Origin of the sequence: Rhodoferax sp., from assembly GCF_030646845.1 — a bacterium.
Lineage (GTDB): Bacteria > Pseudomonadota > Gammaproteobacteria > Burkholderiales > Burkholderiaceae_C > Rhodoferax.
Genome location: NZ_JAUSLE010000014.1, coordinates 1 through 16,025 on the forward strand (window position 1 = coordinate 1; position 16,025 = coordinate 16,025).

Annotated in this window: 15 protein-coding genes; 9 read left to right on the top strand and 6 right to left on the bottom strand. The window is 62.2% G+C overall.

The genetic code is table 11. The features are described 5' to 3' along the window. The coding region (gene tsaE, locus Q7T10_RS04200; protein ID WP_304746258.1) for a tRNA (adenosine(37)-N6)-threonylcarbamoyltransferase complex ATPase subunit type 1 TsaE at positions 1–307 on the top strand (307 nt) is incomplete at its 5' end. Further along, the gene (locus Q7T10_RS04205) at positions 304–1,632 is read left to right on the top strand and encodes an N-acetylmuramoyl-L-alanine amidase (protein ID WP_304746261.1); all 1,329 of its coding nucleotides are present in this window, start codon (positions 304–306) and stop codon (positions 1,630–1,632) included. The genes tsaE and Q7T10_RS04205, both read left to right, overlap by 4 nt. 30 nt (positions 1,633–1,662) lie before the next feature. On the opposite strand, the gene Q7T10_RS04210 is transcribed toward Q7T10_RS04205, so the two are convergent. After that, a complete protein-coding gene (locus Q7T10_RS04210; protein ID WP_304746263.1) occupies positions 1,663–2,310 on the bottom strand; it encodes a DedA family protein in 648 nt (215 codons plus the stop codon). Positions 2,311–2,337: 27 nt separating this feature from the next. On the opposite strand from Q7T10_RS04210, the gene mutL reads away from it, so the two are divergent. Beyond that, positions 2,338–4,281 carry a DNA mismatch repair endonuclease MutL gene (mutL, locus tag Q7T10_RS04215; protein WP_304746265.1) on the top strand — a complete coding sequence of 648 codons (1,944 nt, stop codon included), beginning with the start codon at positions 2,338–2,340 and terminating at the stop codon, positions 4,279–4,281. Between the two features lie 6 nt (positions 4,282–4,287). Here mutL and Q7T10_RS04220 read toward each other — a convergent pair whose 3' ends face one another. The 3 genes from Q7T10_RS04220 to Q7T10_RS04230 all read right to left on the bottom strand — a co-directional run bounded on the left by Q7T10_RS04220 (position 4,288) and on the right by Q7T10_RS04230 (position 5,955). Continuing rightward, positions 4,288–4,788, bottom strand: a complete 501-nt coding sequence (locus Q7T10_RS04220; protein WP_304746267.1) for a LapA family protein — start codon at positions 4,786–4,788, stop codon at positions 4,288–4,290. A 24-nt stretch (positions 4,789–4,812) separates the two neighbouring features. Continuing rightward, complete coding sequence (locus Q7T10_RS04225) at positions 4,813–5,229, bottom strand: hypothetical protein (RefSeq protein WP_304746269.1); 417 nt, start codon at positions 5,227–5,229, stop codon at positions 4,813–4,815. 186 nt (positions 5,230–5,415) lie between these two features. Beyond that, a complete protein-coding gene (locus Q7T10_RS04230) occupies positions 5,416–5,955 on the bottom strand; it encodes a flavodoxin (protein WP_304746271.1) in 540 nt (179 codons plus the stop codon). 476 nt (positions 5,956–6,431) lie between these two features. Here Q7T10_RS04230 and Q7T10_RS04235 point away from each other — a divergent pair, with 476 nt between their 5' ends. Next, positions 6,432–7,475 (top strand): hypothetical protein, encoded by a 1,044-nt coding sequence (locus Q7T10_RS04235; RefSeq protein WP_304746273.1) that lies wholly within the window; start codon positions 6,432–6,434, stop codon positions 7,473–7,475. Here the strand turns inward: Q7T10_RS04235 and Q7T10_RS04240 are convergent. Both Q7T10_RS04240 and Q7T10_RS04245 read right to left on the bottom strand, forming a co-directional pair. Further along, the gene (locus Q7T10_RS04240; RefSeq protein WP_304746275.1) at positions 7,441–8,400 is read right to left on the bottom strand and encodes a ribose-phosphate pyrophosphokinase; all 960 of its coding nucleotides are present in this window, start codon (positions 8,398–8,400) and stop codon (positions 7,441–7,443) included. The two genes, Q7T10_RS04235 and Q7T10_RS04240, sit on opposite strands and share 35 nt — an antisense overlap. A 45-nt stretch (positions 8,401–8,445) precedes the next feature. Next, complete coding sequence (locus Q7T10_RS04245) at positions 8,446–9,801, bottom strand: acetate kinase (RefSeq protein ID WP_304746277.1); 1,356 nt, start codon at positions 9,799–9,801, stop codon at positions 8,446–8,448. Between the two features lie 270 nt (positions 9,802–10,071). Here Q7T10_RS04245 and Q7T10_RS04250 point away from each other — a divergent pair, with 270 nt between their 5' ends. From Q7T10_RS04250 to Q7T10_RS04270, 5 genes are all read left to right on the top strand, one after another. Next, positions 10,072–11,409: a sigma-54 dependent transcriptional regulator gene (locus Q7T10_RS04250; protein WP_304746279.1), complete on the top strand. Its 1,338-nt coding sequence runs from the start codon at positions 10,072–10,074 to the stop codon at positions 11,407–11,409. Positions 11,410–11,905: 496 nt separating this feature from the next. Continuing rightward, positions 11,906–14,026, top strand: a complete 2,121-nt coding sequence (locus Q7T10_RS04255) for a hypothetical protein (protein WP_304746281.1) — start codon at positions 11,906–11,908, stop codon at positions 14,024–14,026. Between the two features lie 54 nt (positions 14,027–14,080). After that, positions 14,081–14,518: a hypothetical protein gene (locus tag Q7T10_RS04260; RefSeq protein ID WP_304746283.1), complete on the top strand. Its 438-nt coding sequence runs from the start codon at positions 14,081–14,083 to the stop codon at positions 14,516–14,518. A gap of 3 nt (positions 14,519–14,521) precedes the next feature. Next, positions 14,522–15,208, top strand: a complete 687-nt coding sequence (locus Q7T10_RS04265; RefSeq protein ID WP_304746285.1) for a C39 family peptidase — start codon at positions 14,522–14,524, stop codon at positions 15,206–15,208. Positions 15,209–15,221: 13 nt separating this feature from the next. Continuing rightward, entirely contained in the window at positions 15,222–15,830 is a 609-nt protein-coding gene (locus tag Q7T10_RS04270) for a hypothetical protein (RefSeq protein WP_304746287.1), read from the top strand. Positions 15,831–16,025: the final 195 nt, after the last annotated feature.

Sequence of the window (16,025 nt, forward strand, 5' to 3'; positions counted from 1 at the left end):
GACCTACGCCGTGGTCGAGCCGTATGAACTGCCGGGCCTCAACGTCTGGCACTTTGACTTTTACCGCTTCAGCGACCCGCGTGAATGGGAAGACGCCGGCTTTCGGGACATCTTTGCCAGCCCCGGCCTCAAGCTGGCCGAATGGCCTGAAAAAGCCGCCGGTTTCCTGCCGCGCGCCGATCTGGTCATTCACCTCGAAGCCATGAGTGATGACGCCCGCCAGGTAACCCTGACCGCGCAAACTGCGACTGGCGTGGCGCTGCTGCAAGCCGTCAACCATGGCCTGCCTCGCGAGGGCCACCCATGAAGCGCCGCAGCCTCCTGCAGTCGGGCGCCGTGGTGCTGCTGCTGGGCGCGCAACACCTGGCCCGCGGTGCCACCATCCTGGCAGTACGGGTATGGCCGGCGCCCGACTACTCGCGCGTCACCATCGAATCTGACACCGCACTCAAAGCCAAACAGTTTTTTGTCGCCAGCCCGCCGCGCCTGGCGGTTGACATCGAGGGCATTGACCTCAACCCGGCCCTGAAGGAACTGGTGGCCAAGGTTCGTGCGGACGACCCCACCATTGCCGGCATTCGCGTGGGCCAGAGCGCGCCCGGGGTGGTGCGTCTGGTGGTGGACTTGAAACAGGCCATCTCGCCCCAGGTGTTCACCCTGACCCCGGTGGCGGCCTACGAGCACCGGCTGGTGTTCGATCTGTACCCCACGCAGGTGGCGGACCCGCTGGAGGCGCTGATTGCAGAGCGGCTGAAAGACATCACACCGGCCAGACCCCCCGCCGACCCGCTGGGCGAGCTCATTGCCCAACAGGCCCAGAAGCTGGCATCGGCCCCCAAAGGCAGCCAGCAAGCCAAGGCGCCGGAGCCCGCGGCAACCGGCGCCAACGCGGCAGCAGCCCGGACTGACCGCCTGATCATCATTGCCCTGGACCCCGGCCACGGCGGTGAAGACCCCGGTGCCATCGGACCCGGCGGCACACGCGAAAAAGATGTGGTGCTGCGCCTGGCGCACCGCCTGCGCGACCGCATCAATGCCACCAGCATCAACGGCAACACCATGCGCGCCTACCTGACGCGCGATGCCGACTTCTTCGTGCCGCTGCACGTGCGGGTGCAAAAGGCCCGGCATGTGCAGGCTGACCTGTTCATCAGCATCCATGCCGACGCGTTTTTCACGCCCCGGCCGCAAGGCGCCAGCGTCTTCGCGCTCAGCCAGGGCGGCGCCTCCAGCACCGCTGCGCGCTGGATGGCGGCCAAGGAAAACAAGGCCGACCGGATTGGCGGTTTGAATGTGAAGGCCAAAGACGCACAGGTGAAACGCGCCCTGTTTGACATGAGCACCACGGCCCAAATCAACGACAGCCTGAAACTGGGCGGTGCCATGCTGGGCGAGATCGGCCGGGTGGGCAAGCTGCACAAACCCAGGGTCGAACAAGCGAGCTTTGCGGTGCTCAAGGCACCGGACATCCCCAGCGTGCTGGTGGAGGCCGCCTTCATCAGCAACCCTGAGGAAGAGGCCAAGCTCAACAGCGACGAATACCAGGAGCAACTGGCCAGCGCCCTGATGCGTGGCATCGAACGCTATTTCTCGAAAAACCCGCCGCTGGCCAGGAACCGCACCGTCAGCTAGATCAGCGCCGGCGGTTCAGCCCGCCGCGGGTCAAAATTGCACCGGCTTGCGGCGTGACTTCCAGGCGCCGAACATCACGACCAGGCCAGGAATCAAGATCATGGCCCAGATGATTTTGTCCAGGTTCGTCTTGACCCAGGGAATGCTGCCCAAAAAGTAACCTGCGGTGCAAATGCCCAGCACCCAGATGAGCGCACCCACCACGTTGAAAAGGGTGAACTTGACACGGCTCATGGCTGCGACGCCGCCCACAAACGGCGCAAAAGTGCGCAAAAACGGCATGAACCGCGCCAGGATGATGGTGATGCCGCCATAGCGCTCGTAGAAATCATGCGCCCGGTCAAATGCGGCCTTGTTGAAAAACCGCGAGTTTTCCCACTTGAACACCCTCGGCCCAAAATAGCGTCCGATGGTGTAGTTGCACTGGTCACCCAACACCGCGGCCGCAATCAGCACGGCACAGGCCACCGGAAAGCTCATCAGGCCCGCGCCACACAGCGCCCCCACCACAAACAGGAGCGAGTCGCCCGGCAGAAATGGCATGACCACCACGCCGGTCTCGACAAAAATAATCAAGAACAGCAGGGCATACACCCACAGGCCGTAGTTCTGGACAAACGCCTCCAGGTGTTTGTCCACATGCAGAATGAAGTCGATGAGAAAGGTTGCTAGTTCCATGGGACTGGATTATCCCCGCACCCTAAAATGCCCCCTGTGAACGCTGTCCTTTCCCCCGCCCCCCGCCGCCCCATTCGTGAACTGCCCGATGAGCTGATCAGCCAGATCGCCGCCGGCGAGGTGGTGGAGCGCCCGGCCTCGGTGGTGCGCGAACTGGTGGACAACGCACTGGACGCCGGCGCCACACAGGTGACGGTGCGGCTGCTGGCCGGTGGCGTGCGGCTGATCTCGGTGGAAGACGACGGCGCCGGCATCCTGCGCGAAGAACTGCCCATTGCGCTCAGGCGTCATGCCACCAGCAAGATCAGCAACCTGCAGGACCTGGAGTCGGTTGGCACCATGGGGTTTCGCGGCGAGGCGCTGGCCGCTATCAATTCAATAGCTGACTGCGCAATATATTCGAGGGCTACAGGCCAATCCAGTGCATATCTGCTGGACGGACGCACGGGCGAACTGAAACCGGTGGCGCGCAGCACCGGCACCACGGTGGAGGTGAAGGAGCTGTTTTTCAGCACCCCGGCGCGGCGCAAATTTCTCAAGACCGACGCCTCCGAGCTGGCGCACTGTGTGGAGGCGGTGCGCCGCCACGCGCTGGCACGGCCCGACGTCGGCTTTGCCATCTGGCATGAGGGCAAGCTGGTGGAGCAATGGCGCCGCTGCCACGCCGCCGGCCAGGGCGAGGGCCCCATGCGTGCCGCAGCGACACTGGACCAGCGTCTGGCCGATGTGCTGGGTCCCGACTTTGTTGAACGCTCCGTGCTGGTGGACTACCGCAGCACCAGCAACAGCCACCTGCTGAACGCGCCAGTGGTCCGGGTGTGGGGTCGTGCCGGCATCCCCGACGCCGCACGGTCGCGCGCCGACCAGCAGTTCTGCTATGTCAACGGCCGCTTTGTGCGCGACAAGGTGATCACCCACGCCGCCCGCAGCGCCTATGAAGACGTGCTGCACGGCCACCGCCAGCCGGTGTATGCGCTGCACGTCGAGATCGAGCCGACGCGGGTGGACGTGAACGTGCACCCGACCAAGATCGAGGTGCGCTTTCGGGACAGCCGCGAAGTCCATCAGGCCGTGCGCCACGCGGTGGAGGATGCGCTGGCCGCATCGCGCGCCGCCAACGCCGTGCAAACCGGTGGTGCAGGCAGCTCGGGCCAGGTCCCAGACTCGGCCACGCCTGGGGTTTATGCATCAAATCGGCCTCTGGCCCCCATGTACTCTGCGCAGCCAGCTATCAATTTTGAAGCAAATGCCGGACACAGGGTCAGCGACCTGGGGCTGCTCTGGGACCGCGCCACAACTCAGGTCGAGCCCGTCGCGGCCGCTGCAGCAACCTGGACGGATTCGGCGCCCGTGGAGACGCCCGCAGATTGGCCGCTGGGCCGTGCGCTGGCGCAATTGCAGGGCGTCTACATCCTGGCGGAAAACGCGCAGGGCCTGATCATTGTGGACATGCACGCGGCCCATGAACGCATCGTCTACGAGCGGCTCAAGGCGCAGCTGGAGGCTGCTTCCGACGGTTCCGGCTACCAGGGCCTGGCCAGCCAGCCGCTGCTGATTCCCGTGACCTTTGCGGCCACGCCACAGGAAGTGGCAACCGCCGAGGCCAGCGCCCACGTGCTGACAATCCTGGGGCTGGTCATCACCCCGTTTTCGGCCAGGACGCTGGCAGTGCGCGCCGTGCCCACGGCACTGGCACAGGGCGACGCGACCGAACTCGCGCGCAGTGTGCTGGCCGAACTCAGCGCCCACGATGCCAGCACCGTCATCCAGCGCGCGCAGAACGAGCTGCTGGCCACCATGGCCTGCCACGGCGCAGTGCGCGCCAACCGCCGCCTGACGCTGGAGGAAATGAATGCCCTGCTGCGCCAGATGGAAGCGACCGACCGCGCTGACCAGTGCAACCATGGCCGCCCGACCTGGCGGCAAGTCACCCTCAAAGACCTGGACAAGCTCTTTTTGCGCGGCCGTTGACGTCAGTCAGGCCAGGAAGGTGCGGCCGGCGTCCTTGTTGCCGTTGTCAAGCCGGTCTTCCAGTTCTCCAAGGCTGGCTGCAAGCGAATTGCCCGACTGCTCCACGGCCATGCGAAGCTCACGATCAAGCTGATCAAGCCGGGCCAGCACGGCCGCCCTGGACTCGGCATCCTGCGCCAACTGGCGCTTGAGCTCCGTATCGAGAAAGCCGCGCAGTTCGGTGAAGCGAGAAGCCTCGGCCTGGTCGGCCAGCTTGCGGTTGCTCTGCAACTCCTTGGCGTGTTGACGGGCATCCAGCAGGACCGTCGTTTGCAGATAGACGATGTACACGAGGAATACTGCGGCAACCAGAACCAGGGCGCCAAGCATGACCAGCCCCAGCGGCGCCTGCACGTCAACAACACCCAGGTTGAGCGTGGTCGGCGTGATGAACGCGCCCCAGTTGAGCGCCGAGAAGCCAGCTATCGCTACCAGGACAATGAGCAGAAACAGGGTACGGGTCTTCATGGTGAGCACTTCCTTGGTTGATTTTCAGCCGACCAGCGGCAGGGCCAGGTTGGCCAAAACGACAATAGCCAGAACGACGGTGGCCCATGCCAACCGTACCAGCCGGACCCGATGGACCTCGGCGCGCCTGATCAGTTGCGCATTCTGATCCGCAAGGGCCTTGATCAGTTCCGAAGAGGCCAGCATCTGCTGGTGCAAATCAAGCACCGTGGCCTCTACCGCCGCGAGCCGCGCCTGCAGTGTGGCGACGGCGTCTGCCCCTGGTGAGAGCGCAGGCTGGGCGTCTGTGGCCGATGGCGACTTCCTTGCCACGGCGTTCCACAGCTTCTTCGCCCCGTCGGCGATCACCGGCGCATTGCTGATGACATCGGTCCAGGGGACCATCTTCAATACCGTCATCCAACCAATCGCCATGAGCAAGCCCTTCGAAGAAAAAGTCATCCGGAGCGCGCCACCCGATATCCGGGCCACACATTCTTCTGACGGCTTGCATGGTAGTTGATCTGCGGCTGCGCGCACCGTCGCTGTCTGCACAAGACCATATTGACATTGGTGCCGGCGCGGACTGGTTGGCAATTGCCGCGAACCCGGCGAGCCAGCCACCACGCCCGGCTTACTCCCTGCCCTCTAGAGCCCGGGTGACGACTTTCCAAACTCGCCCTGACCAGGCGTGCGTCGCCTGAGCAATTTGCCTGAGCTTCGCACTGCGGCGGCAAATTTCGACATCCGGTCGTGATAACGCTTGCCTGTGATGTCGGCGTCGACGACCGCCAGGGTGGCCACGGCAGGTCTGCCACACAGATGCTCCAGATCGGACAGCACCTTGGCCGATCCGGAGCCGCCATACGTGCAAAAAAAGGCAACGCGCCGGAACTGGCGACGGTGCCTCTGGATGTAAGTCCGCACCGGACTGGCCACATTCCAGAACCAGATCGGCGTACCAATGACGACAATGTCATAGTCGCCGGGCACCCGCGTGGCGCGGCGGATCGGCGTCTCCAGATGCATGGCCGCTTCCAGTGCAGACCGCACATAGCCGGTGGCCCCGTCGCGCCCCGTGACGTCTTCGATGGGCTCGAGGTCGGCATTGCAGGCACGGGCAACCTGCCTGGCGATGGTCTGCGTGAGGCCGGTGCGCGAATAGTAAAGAACGAGAATTTGCGTCATATCCCAAGCGTCATTTCCGGACTCTCCGCGAAGCTTGATCCGGTCGGCGAAACCAGTCATTCGTACCAAGCGCTTGTCCGTGAACCATGATCGCGCGGCGACCATTTTTGGCTGTTGACAATTCTCAAACCTGCCGGTTCAATGCGCATCCCGCAAGAGCGGGCGAAAGCGGTCAGTCGCCCTGCCACTGCTGCATGCTGTGAAACTCTCGTTTCCTTCACTTCGATTGAGAATCCTCAACGAAATCAGCGCGGCAAAAACTATAGTGGAGTTGCACTATGTCAGGGTCGCCTCAGGCGAACCGGCGCAGTGCAGAGCTGGGGGGTCCAAGGAATTGGGCCAAGTCTTGGTGCTTGACATCAAGACGGATGAGGACGTCCCCAGACGAGCCAGCGCGACGAACTGGCCCGGGGTCCTCACTGCCACCGCCAGCCCCTGAAAAGGCTGGCGGGTCTGTTTTAAGGCCTGACTGCACCATGCCCGAGATTGAGGCCAAGCTGAAGTTCCTGCAGACGCCCGAGGCCTACGGCCAACCCGCGGCGCACCTGGAGTGCATCGAAACCCATATGTCCTGGGTTTTTCTGATTGGCAACGAGGTCTTCAAACTCAAGAAGCCGGTGCGCTTTCCATTCCTCGACTTCACCAGCCTGAGCTCACGCGAGTTCTATTGCCGGGAGGAAGTCCGGCTGAATCGGCGTCTGGCGCCGGGCGTCTACCTTGGCTTGAAGTCTTTGCAGTGGCGTGATGGCCGCTTCGCGCTGGTAGCGGATGAAGCGCGTGGGGCCGACGCCGGCGAGACGGTCGACTGGCTGGTCTGGATGCGGCGCTTGTCGCCGGATCGCATGCTCAATCAATTGATCGCAGAAGGGAATGTTGCGCCACAGGATATTGACGCGCTGATTCACTTGTTGGGCACGTTTTACCGCACGGCCCCGGTGGCGCCTGTGAGTCCTGACGAGTACCTGGCCCGCTTCCAGTACGAGCAGGCCTCGAACCGGGAGGTGTTGCTGCGACCGCAGTTCCAGCTGCGCGACGCTGCATTGGCCATTGACCGGCTAGGCATGGCGTTGGCGCGAGGCGCCGGCCTGTTGCGCAGCCGCGCTTCCCGCCAACGCGTGCTCGAGGGGCACGGGGACCTGCGACCTGAACACGTCTGCCTGGTGCAGCCTCCGGTAATCATCGACTGCCTGGAGTTCAACCCGCAACTGCGCCAGGTCGATCCCTTCGACGAAATCGCCTATCTGGGTCTGGAATGTGCCATGGCGGGTGCGCCGTGGATTGGCGAGCGCCTCACCTCAGGCTGTGCGGCAGTTCTGGACGACTGCCCCGCCCCGGCCTTGATGCATCTGTATACGGCGCATCGCGCCTTGTTGCGTGCCCGCCTTGCCATGGCCCATTTGCTGGACCCCCAACCCCGTGCGCCCGAAAAATGGCCGCCAATGGCCGCCCGCTATATCGCCCGGGCCCTGACGGCGCTGGACGCCTTCAGCGCGACCACGCCGCATGACTCGCAGAAATAGCCTGCGCAAACAGCGGCGCCGCTGACACCACGCGAAGCTTGCTGCGCGCCGCGGCGTGCGGGGGCATGCGAAATGGCGGCACGCTGTCCGTCACAACGATTCTTGAAATGCTGTCATCGCCCAGCACATCGGCGGCCGGCCCGATGAACAGGCCATGGGCCGCAAACGCCAATACCTCACGCGCGCCGGCCTGACGCAGCGCCAGGGCCGCCCGCTTCATGGTCTCGCCGCTGGCGATCAGGTCATCGAGCAACAGCACCGTCATGCCGCCAACCTCCCCGGCCACCAGGTTGTCGCTGCTGACAACGCCCGCACTGCGGCGTTTGTCCACCATCGCAAAACCAACGGGACGCAACAGCCTTTTCTCCAGCGACTCGCGCCACAGCTGCGCGCGCTTGACGCCACCGGGATCGGGCGACGCCACCGCCAGCGCCCGCTCGCCAGCAAGTTCTGTCACGATGGTGTCAAAGGCCAAATGCGCTTCAAGATGCAGCGTCGTGCAGCGAAATGCGTTCTGGAACGCCGCCACATTGTGGGCCTCCAGCACAATCACCTGCGACGTGCCGACGGCCTCAAAGAGCTGCGCAACATAACGCAACGTCACCGGATCAAAGGGCTTGGTCTGCCGGTCCTTGCGCGCATAGGCCAGATACGGCACCACGGCGGTCACACGCGCCGCGCCGTGCTCGCGCAAGGTGGCGATGAACATCAACAGATGACACAGCTTGTCATGCGGGCTGTCCTGCGGGCCACCATGCAGGCTGTAGATGACATACGCATCGCTGCCGCGCGGGTCAGCGAGCGGCCTCAGCTTGTGCTCGCCATCCTCGAACCGCCGGTCTTCATGCGACGCCAGCGAGACCCCCAGACTGGAAGCCAGTGCCTGCGCGAACGTGAGGTCAGGATCCAGAGAAAAAAGCAGCATCCGTCAACTCCATTCAGGCCGCGCCCCGCTCCAGCGAACGGCCCGTCAAAACGTCATCGGCAGACGGATGGTCAACGACACATCCGGCGTGTCACGCGTGAGGCCGGCGCCCACCGACACGTTCAAAGTGGTCTTGGGGCTGAGCCGGTAGGAGTAACCGAGCAGCAAGGTGGCCAGCTGCGTCCTGACTGAGCCGGCGACCACCACGCCGTTCATCTCGGTCCTGCCCACCGAGCTGTGGTCGTAGCCGAGGCTGAAGGAAGACTTCTCGTTCAACGCCAGCCCCATGCCGAAGTTGAAGCCCACGACAGCGCCCGGTGCTATGGTCCCCAAATATTCTTGCTCACCATTCAACACCAGGCGGCTGACGTTGTCCCGCGAGAAGTTGTGCGTGTAGGTAACACTCCCGAAAAATACCGCAGGGTCCGACGGGTAGAGCACGGTCAGGCCCGCCTGCAGGGAATTGAATCCGGAGCCGGTCGGCAGATCCAGCGGCAAGCCAGTGCCGGAGGTATTGTCGAGACAGCGTTGCCTGCAATCAGTCACGACGTCGAATGGGTCTTTTCCGGTGCGCGTTTTGAAGCGCAGGGTGCCAATGTAAAAAGGTTTGTCGACGCCGCCATCATTCAACTGGTAACGTGCACCCAGCTCGACGTCGCCCACGTGCAGGCCGTTTGCCGAGAAGACATTGGCAGCCGCACTGCCAACCCCGAACTCACGCTCCACATTGGAGTCTGTCCGGTAAACGTAAGGTACCCGGGCCTCAACTTCGAGCCGGTTCGTGATGCCAAAGCGCCCCGACAGTGCAGCGGTCAGCGTGTTGCGCTTGACTTCGCGCACGTCAATCAAGCCGATCAGAAGCGCCGGAATGATGGTGTACCCCACCAAGGCAACCCGGTTGCTTGATGAATAACCATACTGCAATGATGGCTCCAGGACGTAGCGGCCCTGGGGCGTGAGCACACCTGGCTGCTCAAACAGGGGCGCCACCTCCGGCGGACGGCCCGACGTGCTGGGCGCCTGCCCAACCGGCGCGGTCTCACTCGACTGGGCCTGCGCCACCAACTCCGGCTCGCCTGTGCCTGGTTTTCCTGCGCCACGTTGCGCGGCAAGAGTATCCCAGCTGGCGGTGCCGCGCAGCGCATCAAGCGCCACCTGTTGTTCAGCCACCCGCCGTTCCAGCGATTCAAGCAGCAGCTTCTGTCCGGTGAATTGCTGCTGGATGGATTCGAGGTGCACCAGTCTTTTCTTCTGCGCCATCACCTCCTGGTTCAGGGCTTCCAGGCGCGCCTCGATGTCCTGCGCAGACCCCGCGACGGATTGCGCATGGACCACACCGCCCAGCAGCAACATGACCGCGCAGCCCACCGCACTGATGCCGGGCAATTTCAGATGTGCCATGACTTTTTTCTCCGAATGACCAAAAGATCAAAAAAAAGGCCCCCACCCACGTCGCTAGTGTTGAAGAACACACCGCGGCCAGTGTTGCGCAATATCAAGGAGGGCCCAGAGCAGATGCCACCGATGTCGACTGTCACCGTGAGAAATATCAAGACACGTGCAAACGCTTCTGGATACGCTTCCAGTTGCCCTTTGCGACTGATGCTTCATGAATGCGCGCCCGCGCGCTTCGAAGCCTGGAAATCGGGGAAATGACAAAGGAAGGTGCAAATGTCATTGCGTAAGTTGTTAAGCGTCACTTTGGGGAATACCTCCCTCTTGCCCATTCCCTTCGTGCTGTCGTCATCCTGGGATCTCTGCGCTGTCAATGATCTGGATGCCGCCCGCAAGGCACTGAAAGATCATTTCTACCCGGTGGGTCTTCTCCTGCTCAACAACATCCACACCGCTGGCGTCGTGGAGGTGGATGCGATGCTTGAGGGGCACCAGTCAGTCCAATGGGTGGGCGTTTTCCCTGCGGAAATGATCAAGCTGCCCGAGTATCGGGCGCTGAGTGTGCAACATCTTTTCGACTTTCATACATGGCCAATCGACCCGTTCCGGCTCAATCACACCCTGGGCCATGCCTATGGATTTGCTGAACTGAACGGCCCGGCGCCCGAGGCGGCGAACGGCGGCAAGCGTGACATGGGACTGGTGGGCCAGAGCGCGGCCATTCAACATTTGCGCAAACAGATTGCCAAGGTCGCCCATGCCAGTGCCCCCGTGCTGATCTGGGGCGAGAGCGGCAGTGGAAAAGAGCTGACGGCGCATGCCATTCACAACCATTCAGCAAGAGCGCAGGGGCCCTTCATCGCTGTAAATTGCGGCTCCATCCCCGCCAACCTGATCCAGTCGGAACTGTTCGGCTATGAGCGTGGTGCATTCACGGGCGCCACCAAGGACAAGCGGGGCTTGATTGAGTCTGCGGCCGGCGGCACCCTCTTCCTCGACGAAATTGGCGACTTGCCGATGGAACTGCAGGCGAACCTGCTGCGGTTCCTGCAGGAGCGAACCATCAACCGGATCGGCTCATCCCGCAGCATCGAAGTCGATGTGCGGGTGATCGCGGCCTCACACACGCGCCTCGCGGACGCTGTCAGGGCAGACCGCTTCCGTGAGGACCTTTTGTATCGGCTTAACGTGCTGCCGTTGACGGTGCCAGCCCTGCGGGAAAGAAAGGATGATCTGGACCCCTTGGTCGAACACTTCTTCAAAGCGTTCGCGCATGAACGGAATCCCCGGCTGACGGGGTTCAGCAACCGGGCCATGCTCGCCATCAAGGCACACGACTGGCCTGGCAATGTGCGTGAACTCATCAACCGCATCAGAAGGGCCATGGTGATGGCCGAAGGCCGCCTGATCACTCCGGAAGACCTTGATCTTCAAGTGCCCAACGCCCTGCGCAATGGTGATGCACTGGACGAAGCCCGCATCCGCGCCGAACGCGACGCCATTCACTTCAGCCTGCAAGGCAACGGCCGCAACATCACCCGGGCGGCGCGTGATCTGGGAGTGTCTCGCATGACCTTGTATCGGCTGATGGAAAAACACGGCATCAGTCCCTGAGCCAGATCCCGAAGTCCGCCTGCCATTCAGGTTTCCCCTCGATGCAATGGGATCGCCCATGCCTCTGGGCAGACCCTGTCCAGGTCATCGAAGCGGTCAATGCTTTGCTACCCGTCGTCACTTCGAGCACCAGGTGTATCAACTTTGAGACACCCTCGTCGCGTTACGAAATGTTTCTTCAGAATGGTCCATGTCGTTGAATCCAGCGGGGAAATCCTGGTCAATTTGCGATATCTAAAACAGGGCTGAGCCGTGTGCCGGCCGGACTGTAACGCCGGCGAGACAGGTACCTGGTTGCCAGCTCATTTACGAAGCATTTCTTCCTGCAAAAGAGAGGCCTTTAAACAGATCAGGAAAAAAGTTTTCCTATGCTTATCAAGCACTTGCACATGGCTATTCCACCCATGGCATGAAAGATGCAACGTTTGCATCGGATTGGTGTATTTCATATACCGAGCCATGCAAATCTCTACTCGCATTTTTCAAAGGAACCATCATGAAAAAGACACTACTGGCGTCGGCTATCGCTGTTGCCTTCGGTATCTCGGGCCAGGTAATGGCGAACCCGCAAACCAACAACACTGCGGACACGGCAGCGAACAACAACCAGACTGCGACCGCGAATTCCGACCAGCGTAGAAACACCGGCGCCGCGGCGAATGAATATTCGACCGCGAACCAGGACAACAGTGACAGTTCCAGTTGGGCGGACAGCAGCAGTAACCGCAACAACGACAGCAGCAACCGTTCCGACAACAGGAACCAGGCTGACAACAGCAACAATTCTGACAACCGGAATCAATCCGACCAGAACAACGACAAGAGCGCCAACCAGAACAATTCAAGTGGTAACGCCAGGGCCACGGCTGCGGGCGCGGCAGCTGCCAATAACGGTGGGACAGCAACCTCCAATTTCTCGAACGCCTTTAACACTACCACCGCCACGGCTGTCAGCAACCTGAGTGGAACTGTCAGCGGCAACTTGATTTATGGCATCGGCAACAACGCATCCAACGCCGGGAACGCCAACGGCGCCGCCGGCAACGGTGGCACCGGTGGTGTCGGCTATGGCGGAAGCGCTTCGGGTTCTGGTGGCAATGGGGCCACTGCAACAGGCGGTGCCGGCGCAGTAGGCGCGATTGGTGGCAGCGCCACCAATGGCAGTGCTTCAAACGGCAGCGCCTCCAATGGCTCTAACGACGCTGGCAACGGCGGCAATGGCGGCTATGCCAGAAACGCAACGAGCACGGGTGGCAACGGCGCCAGCGGTGGCGCTGGTGGCGCTGGCGGCGACGGTGGCATGGCGCATGGCGGTGCTGGCGGCGCTGGTGGCAACAGCGGCAACACGGCTGGGGGCTCGGGCGGTAACAGCGGCAACACGGCTGGCGGTTCTGGCGGCGCCACGGGCAGCACCGCTGGCGGTTCTGGCGGCAGCACGGGCAGCACGGCTGGCGGTTCTGGCGGCAGCACGGGCAGCGCGACTGCGGGTGCCGGCGGTAGCAGCAGCTCAGGCAACGCAACAGGCGGATTGGGCGGGGCCGGCGGCTCCGGCGGGGCCGGCGCTTCAAGCGGCATGGCCCATGGCGGTGGCTCAGGCGCAGACGCCAGTGGCGGCGGTTCAGGCGCCAATGGCGGCGGCTCAGGAACCACTGGCGGCACTCTGGCCGCGGCGGGTGGCTCCCAAGGTGGTTCGCAAGGAGCCACCGGCGGCAGTGCCAACGGTGGTGTGAGCACACCTCCAGCGGGCAATGGTGGCAATGCTAGTGCCGCGAATTCAGCCGATGGTAGTGGCGGTGCCGGTGGTGGCGGCAGCATCAGTGCTGGAGCCAGCAGCGCCAACGGCGGCGGCAGCACCGGCGGCAATGGCGGCAGTACGGCCAATGCCGGATCCGGGACCAGTGGCGCCGGTGGCTCCGGAGCCACAGGTGCGGCAGGCGCAGCGGGCGCAGCCGGCACCAGCACTGCAGCAGCAGGCGCAGCCGGTGGGACCGGCGCCAGTGGCGCAGGTGGCGCAGGTGCAGCCGCTGGTAGCGGCACAGCCGGCGCAGGTGCAGCCGCTTCCAGTGGCGCAGGTGGTGCCGGTGCAGCTGCTGGCAGTGGCACGGGCGGCGCCGGTGCTACCGCCTCGAGCGGCACAGGCGGCGCAGGTGCCGTAGGCGCGTCGGGATACAGCACGGGCGGCAACGGCGCCGTCGGCGCAGCCGGTGGCAATGGCGGCAACGGTGGCACGGCGCAAAACAACGGTGGCACGGGTGGTGCTGGCGGAACCGCAAGCAACGGCGATGCAAGCAACGGCAGCGCGACCAATGGCAGTGCAACAGCTGGCAATGGCGGCTCCGGCGGCGCTGGTGGTGGCGGCAACAGTGGCGGTGCTGGTGGATCCGGCGGAACTGTGACCGGCGGCGTCGGCAATGGCGGCGTCGGCAATGGCGGCTCTGGTGGTGCAGGCGGCAGCATTCATGTTGACGCAGGGACCTTCAACATGTCCAACGTGATGAGTTCGGTCGGGCAATCGGCAGCCGGCATCATGATTGCAGCACAAAACAGCGGTCTGAGCTCGCTGGTGCAGCAAAGTGTCAACGTCCAGGCCAACTTGACTATGGGTGGTATCAAGTAAGGGGCTGAGCCGATCGCTGGATGAACCTGATGTCAGCCAGCGATCGGCACCTACATGGAGACGAAGATGCAATCATTTCTTTTTGCGGTGAAGGCGACACTAGCCTTGGCGCTGTGCTCGTCTGGCTGGTCTTTAGCCAATGAGACCACTCTGGATGGATTCTCTCAGTCGGCAGTCGACGCGCCCGAAGTTGCAGTCGCAGTGCAGCCAGCGCCGATTGAGCCCACTGAGGCAGTTGCGGTTTCGGGCTTTGGCGTGCCCATGACGAGCCGCCAGTTAGGCGACTATCGCGGCGGCTTCGACCTTGTCAAGAACGACATGAAATTGAGCGGCACGGTGGCCGACAATGCCGCGGTCAATGTCACGACCGGGAGCAACTACATCGCCGACGGCGCATTTACCAATGCGAGCGGATTTCCGACGGTGATTCAGAACTCGGGGTCGAATGTTCTGATACAGAACGCCACGATCATCAACCTGCAGTACCAATAGACCATGCGATATCTTCTCGTTCTGATCATCGCCAGCATGGGTTCAGCCTTTACAACAGCGCGGGCCGATACGCTCGAGCTGTCTGGCATCAGTGGAGGCAGATATGCGGTCAAGGTCACCAGCCTGAAGGAGGCCCGCTTCAAGGCCACCGCACGGCAGCAGTACGACTTCAGCTGTGGCTCCGCCGCTGTGGCGACCTTGCTCACGCACCATTACGGCTACCCGGTCACGGAGCAGTCGGTGTTTGAAGAGATGTTTGCGCGCGGCGACCAGGCGAAGATTCGTCGTGAAGGGTTTTCCTTGCTGGACATGAAGACCTATTTGAATGCACACCAATTTCGGGCTGACGGCTTTGAGCTGCCACTTGGAAAACTGGTGGAGTCGGGCCTGCCGGCCATTGTCTTGATTGCCGAGAACGGCTATCACCATTTTGTGGTGATCAAGGGTATGCGTGACGGCCGGATTTTGATCGGAGATCCATCAAGCGGGACACGGGCTGTATCCAGAGACAGTTTCGAATCCATCTGGGTCAACAAGCTGCTGTTTGTCGTTCACAACAAACAGGCACAGGCCAAATTCAACGATCCAGTTGACTGGCAGGTTGCGCCCAGGGCGCCCTTGGCGACCGGGATTCAATTTGACGGCATGGGCAGCATAAGCTTGACGAAGTTTGGTCCAGGGGACTTTTGACGGATGCAACATCATGAACAATTTATCAGGAAAATTAGTCAGCACCTGCCTGCTGCTGACCGCAGGCAATGCCTGCTTTGGCATCGGTCTGGCGCCTGAAAGACAAGACGCGTTACGGCCTGCGGAATGGCTGGCTGCAAGCGATGAACGTCTGGACAACATGCGTGGCGGATTTGATGCAGGCTCAGGGCTGTCGGTGTCTTTCGGTATCGTCAAGACGGTCATGATCAATGGCAACATCGTGACCAAAATCAGCTTCAACCTGCCCGACATCAGCAAAATAACGGCTGAGACGGCCAGAGTTGTCAACGACGCACTTGCCAAGGCGGGCATCATCCAGAATGGCGCAGGCAACATTGTGGATACGGGCGTCAGATCGGAGGTGGCAGCAGGAACCACAGCGGGGGCGCCGATCCAGAGTACTCCGGTTGCTCCGGGCGTCGGATCGCAAGTGGTGGCAGGAACAGCATTGACAACACTGATCCAGAACACACTCAATGATCAGAAAATACAGACACTCACGGTCATCAATGCGGGCGTCAACAGTCTGGGGCTGCTCAGGACCATGAATACCCAAACGATCCTGAAAGATGCCCTCTTTGGATCGATTGGCATCCGGTGAGGGACCACATACGCCAACCACACACCCGTTGATTGGCATGCCTTGGGCTGATCGGGAGGGTGTAAGAAGTTTTGTGTAAACGGTCTTTTGGCAGGAAACTGCTGTCTTGCATGGAGCAATGATGACCGTAGAAATGAAACCCTTACCCAGCGACCTGATTGATGCGCTGCTGGCGGACTACAAAAAGCCCGAAGA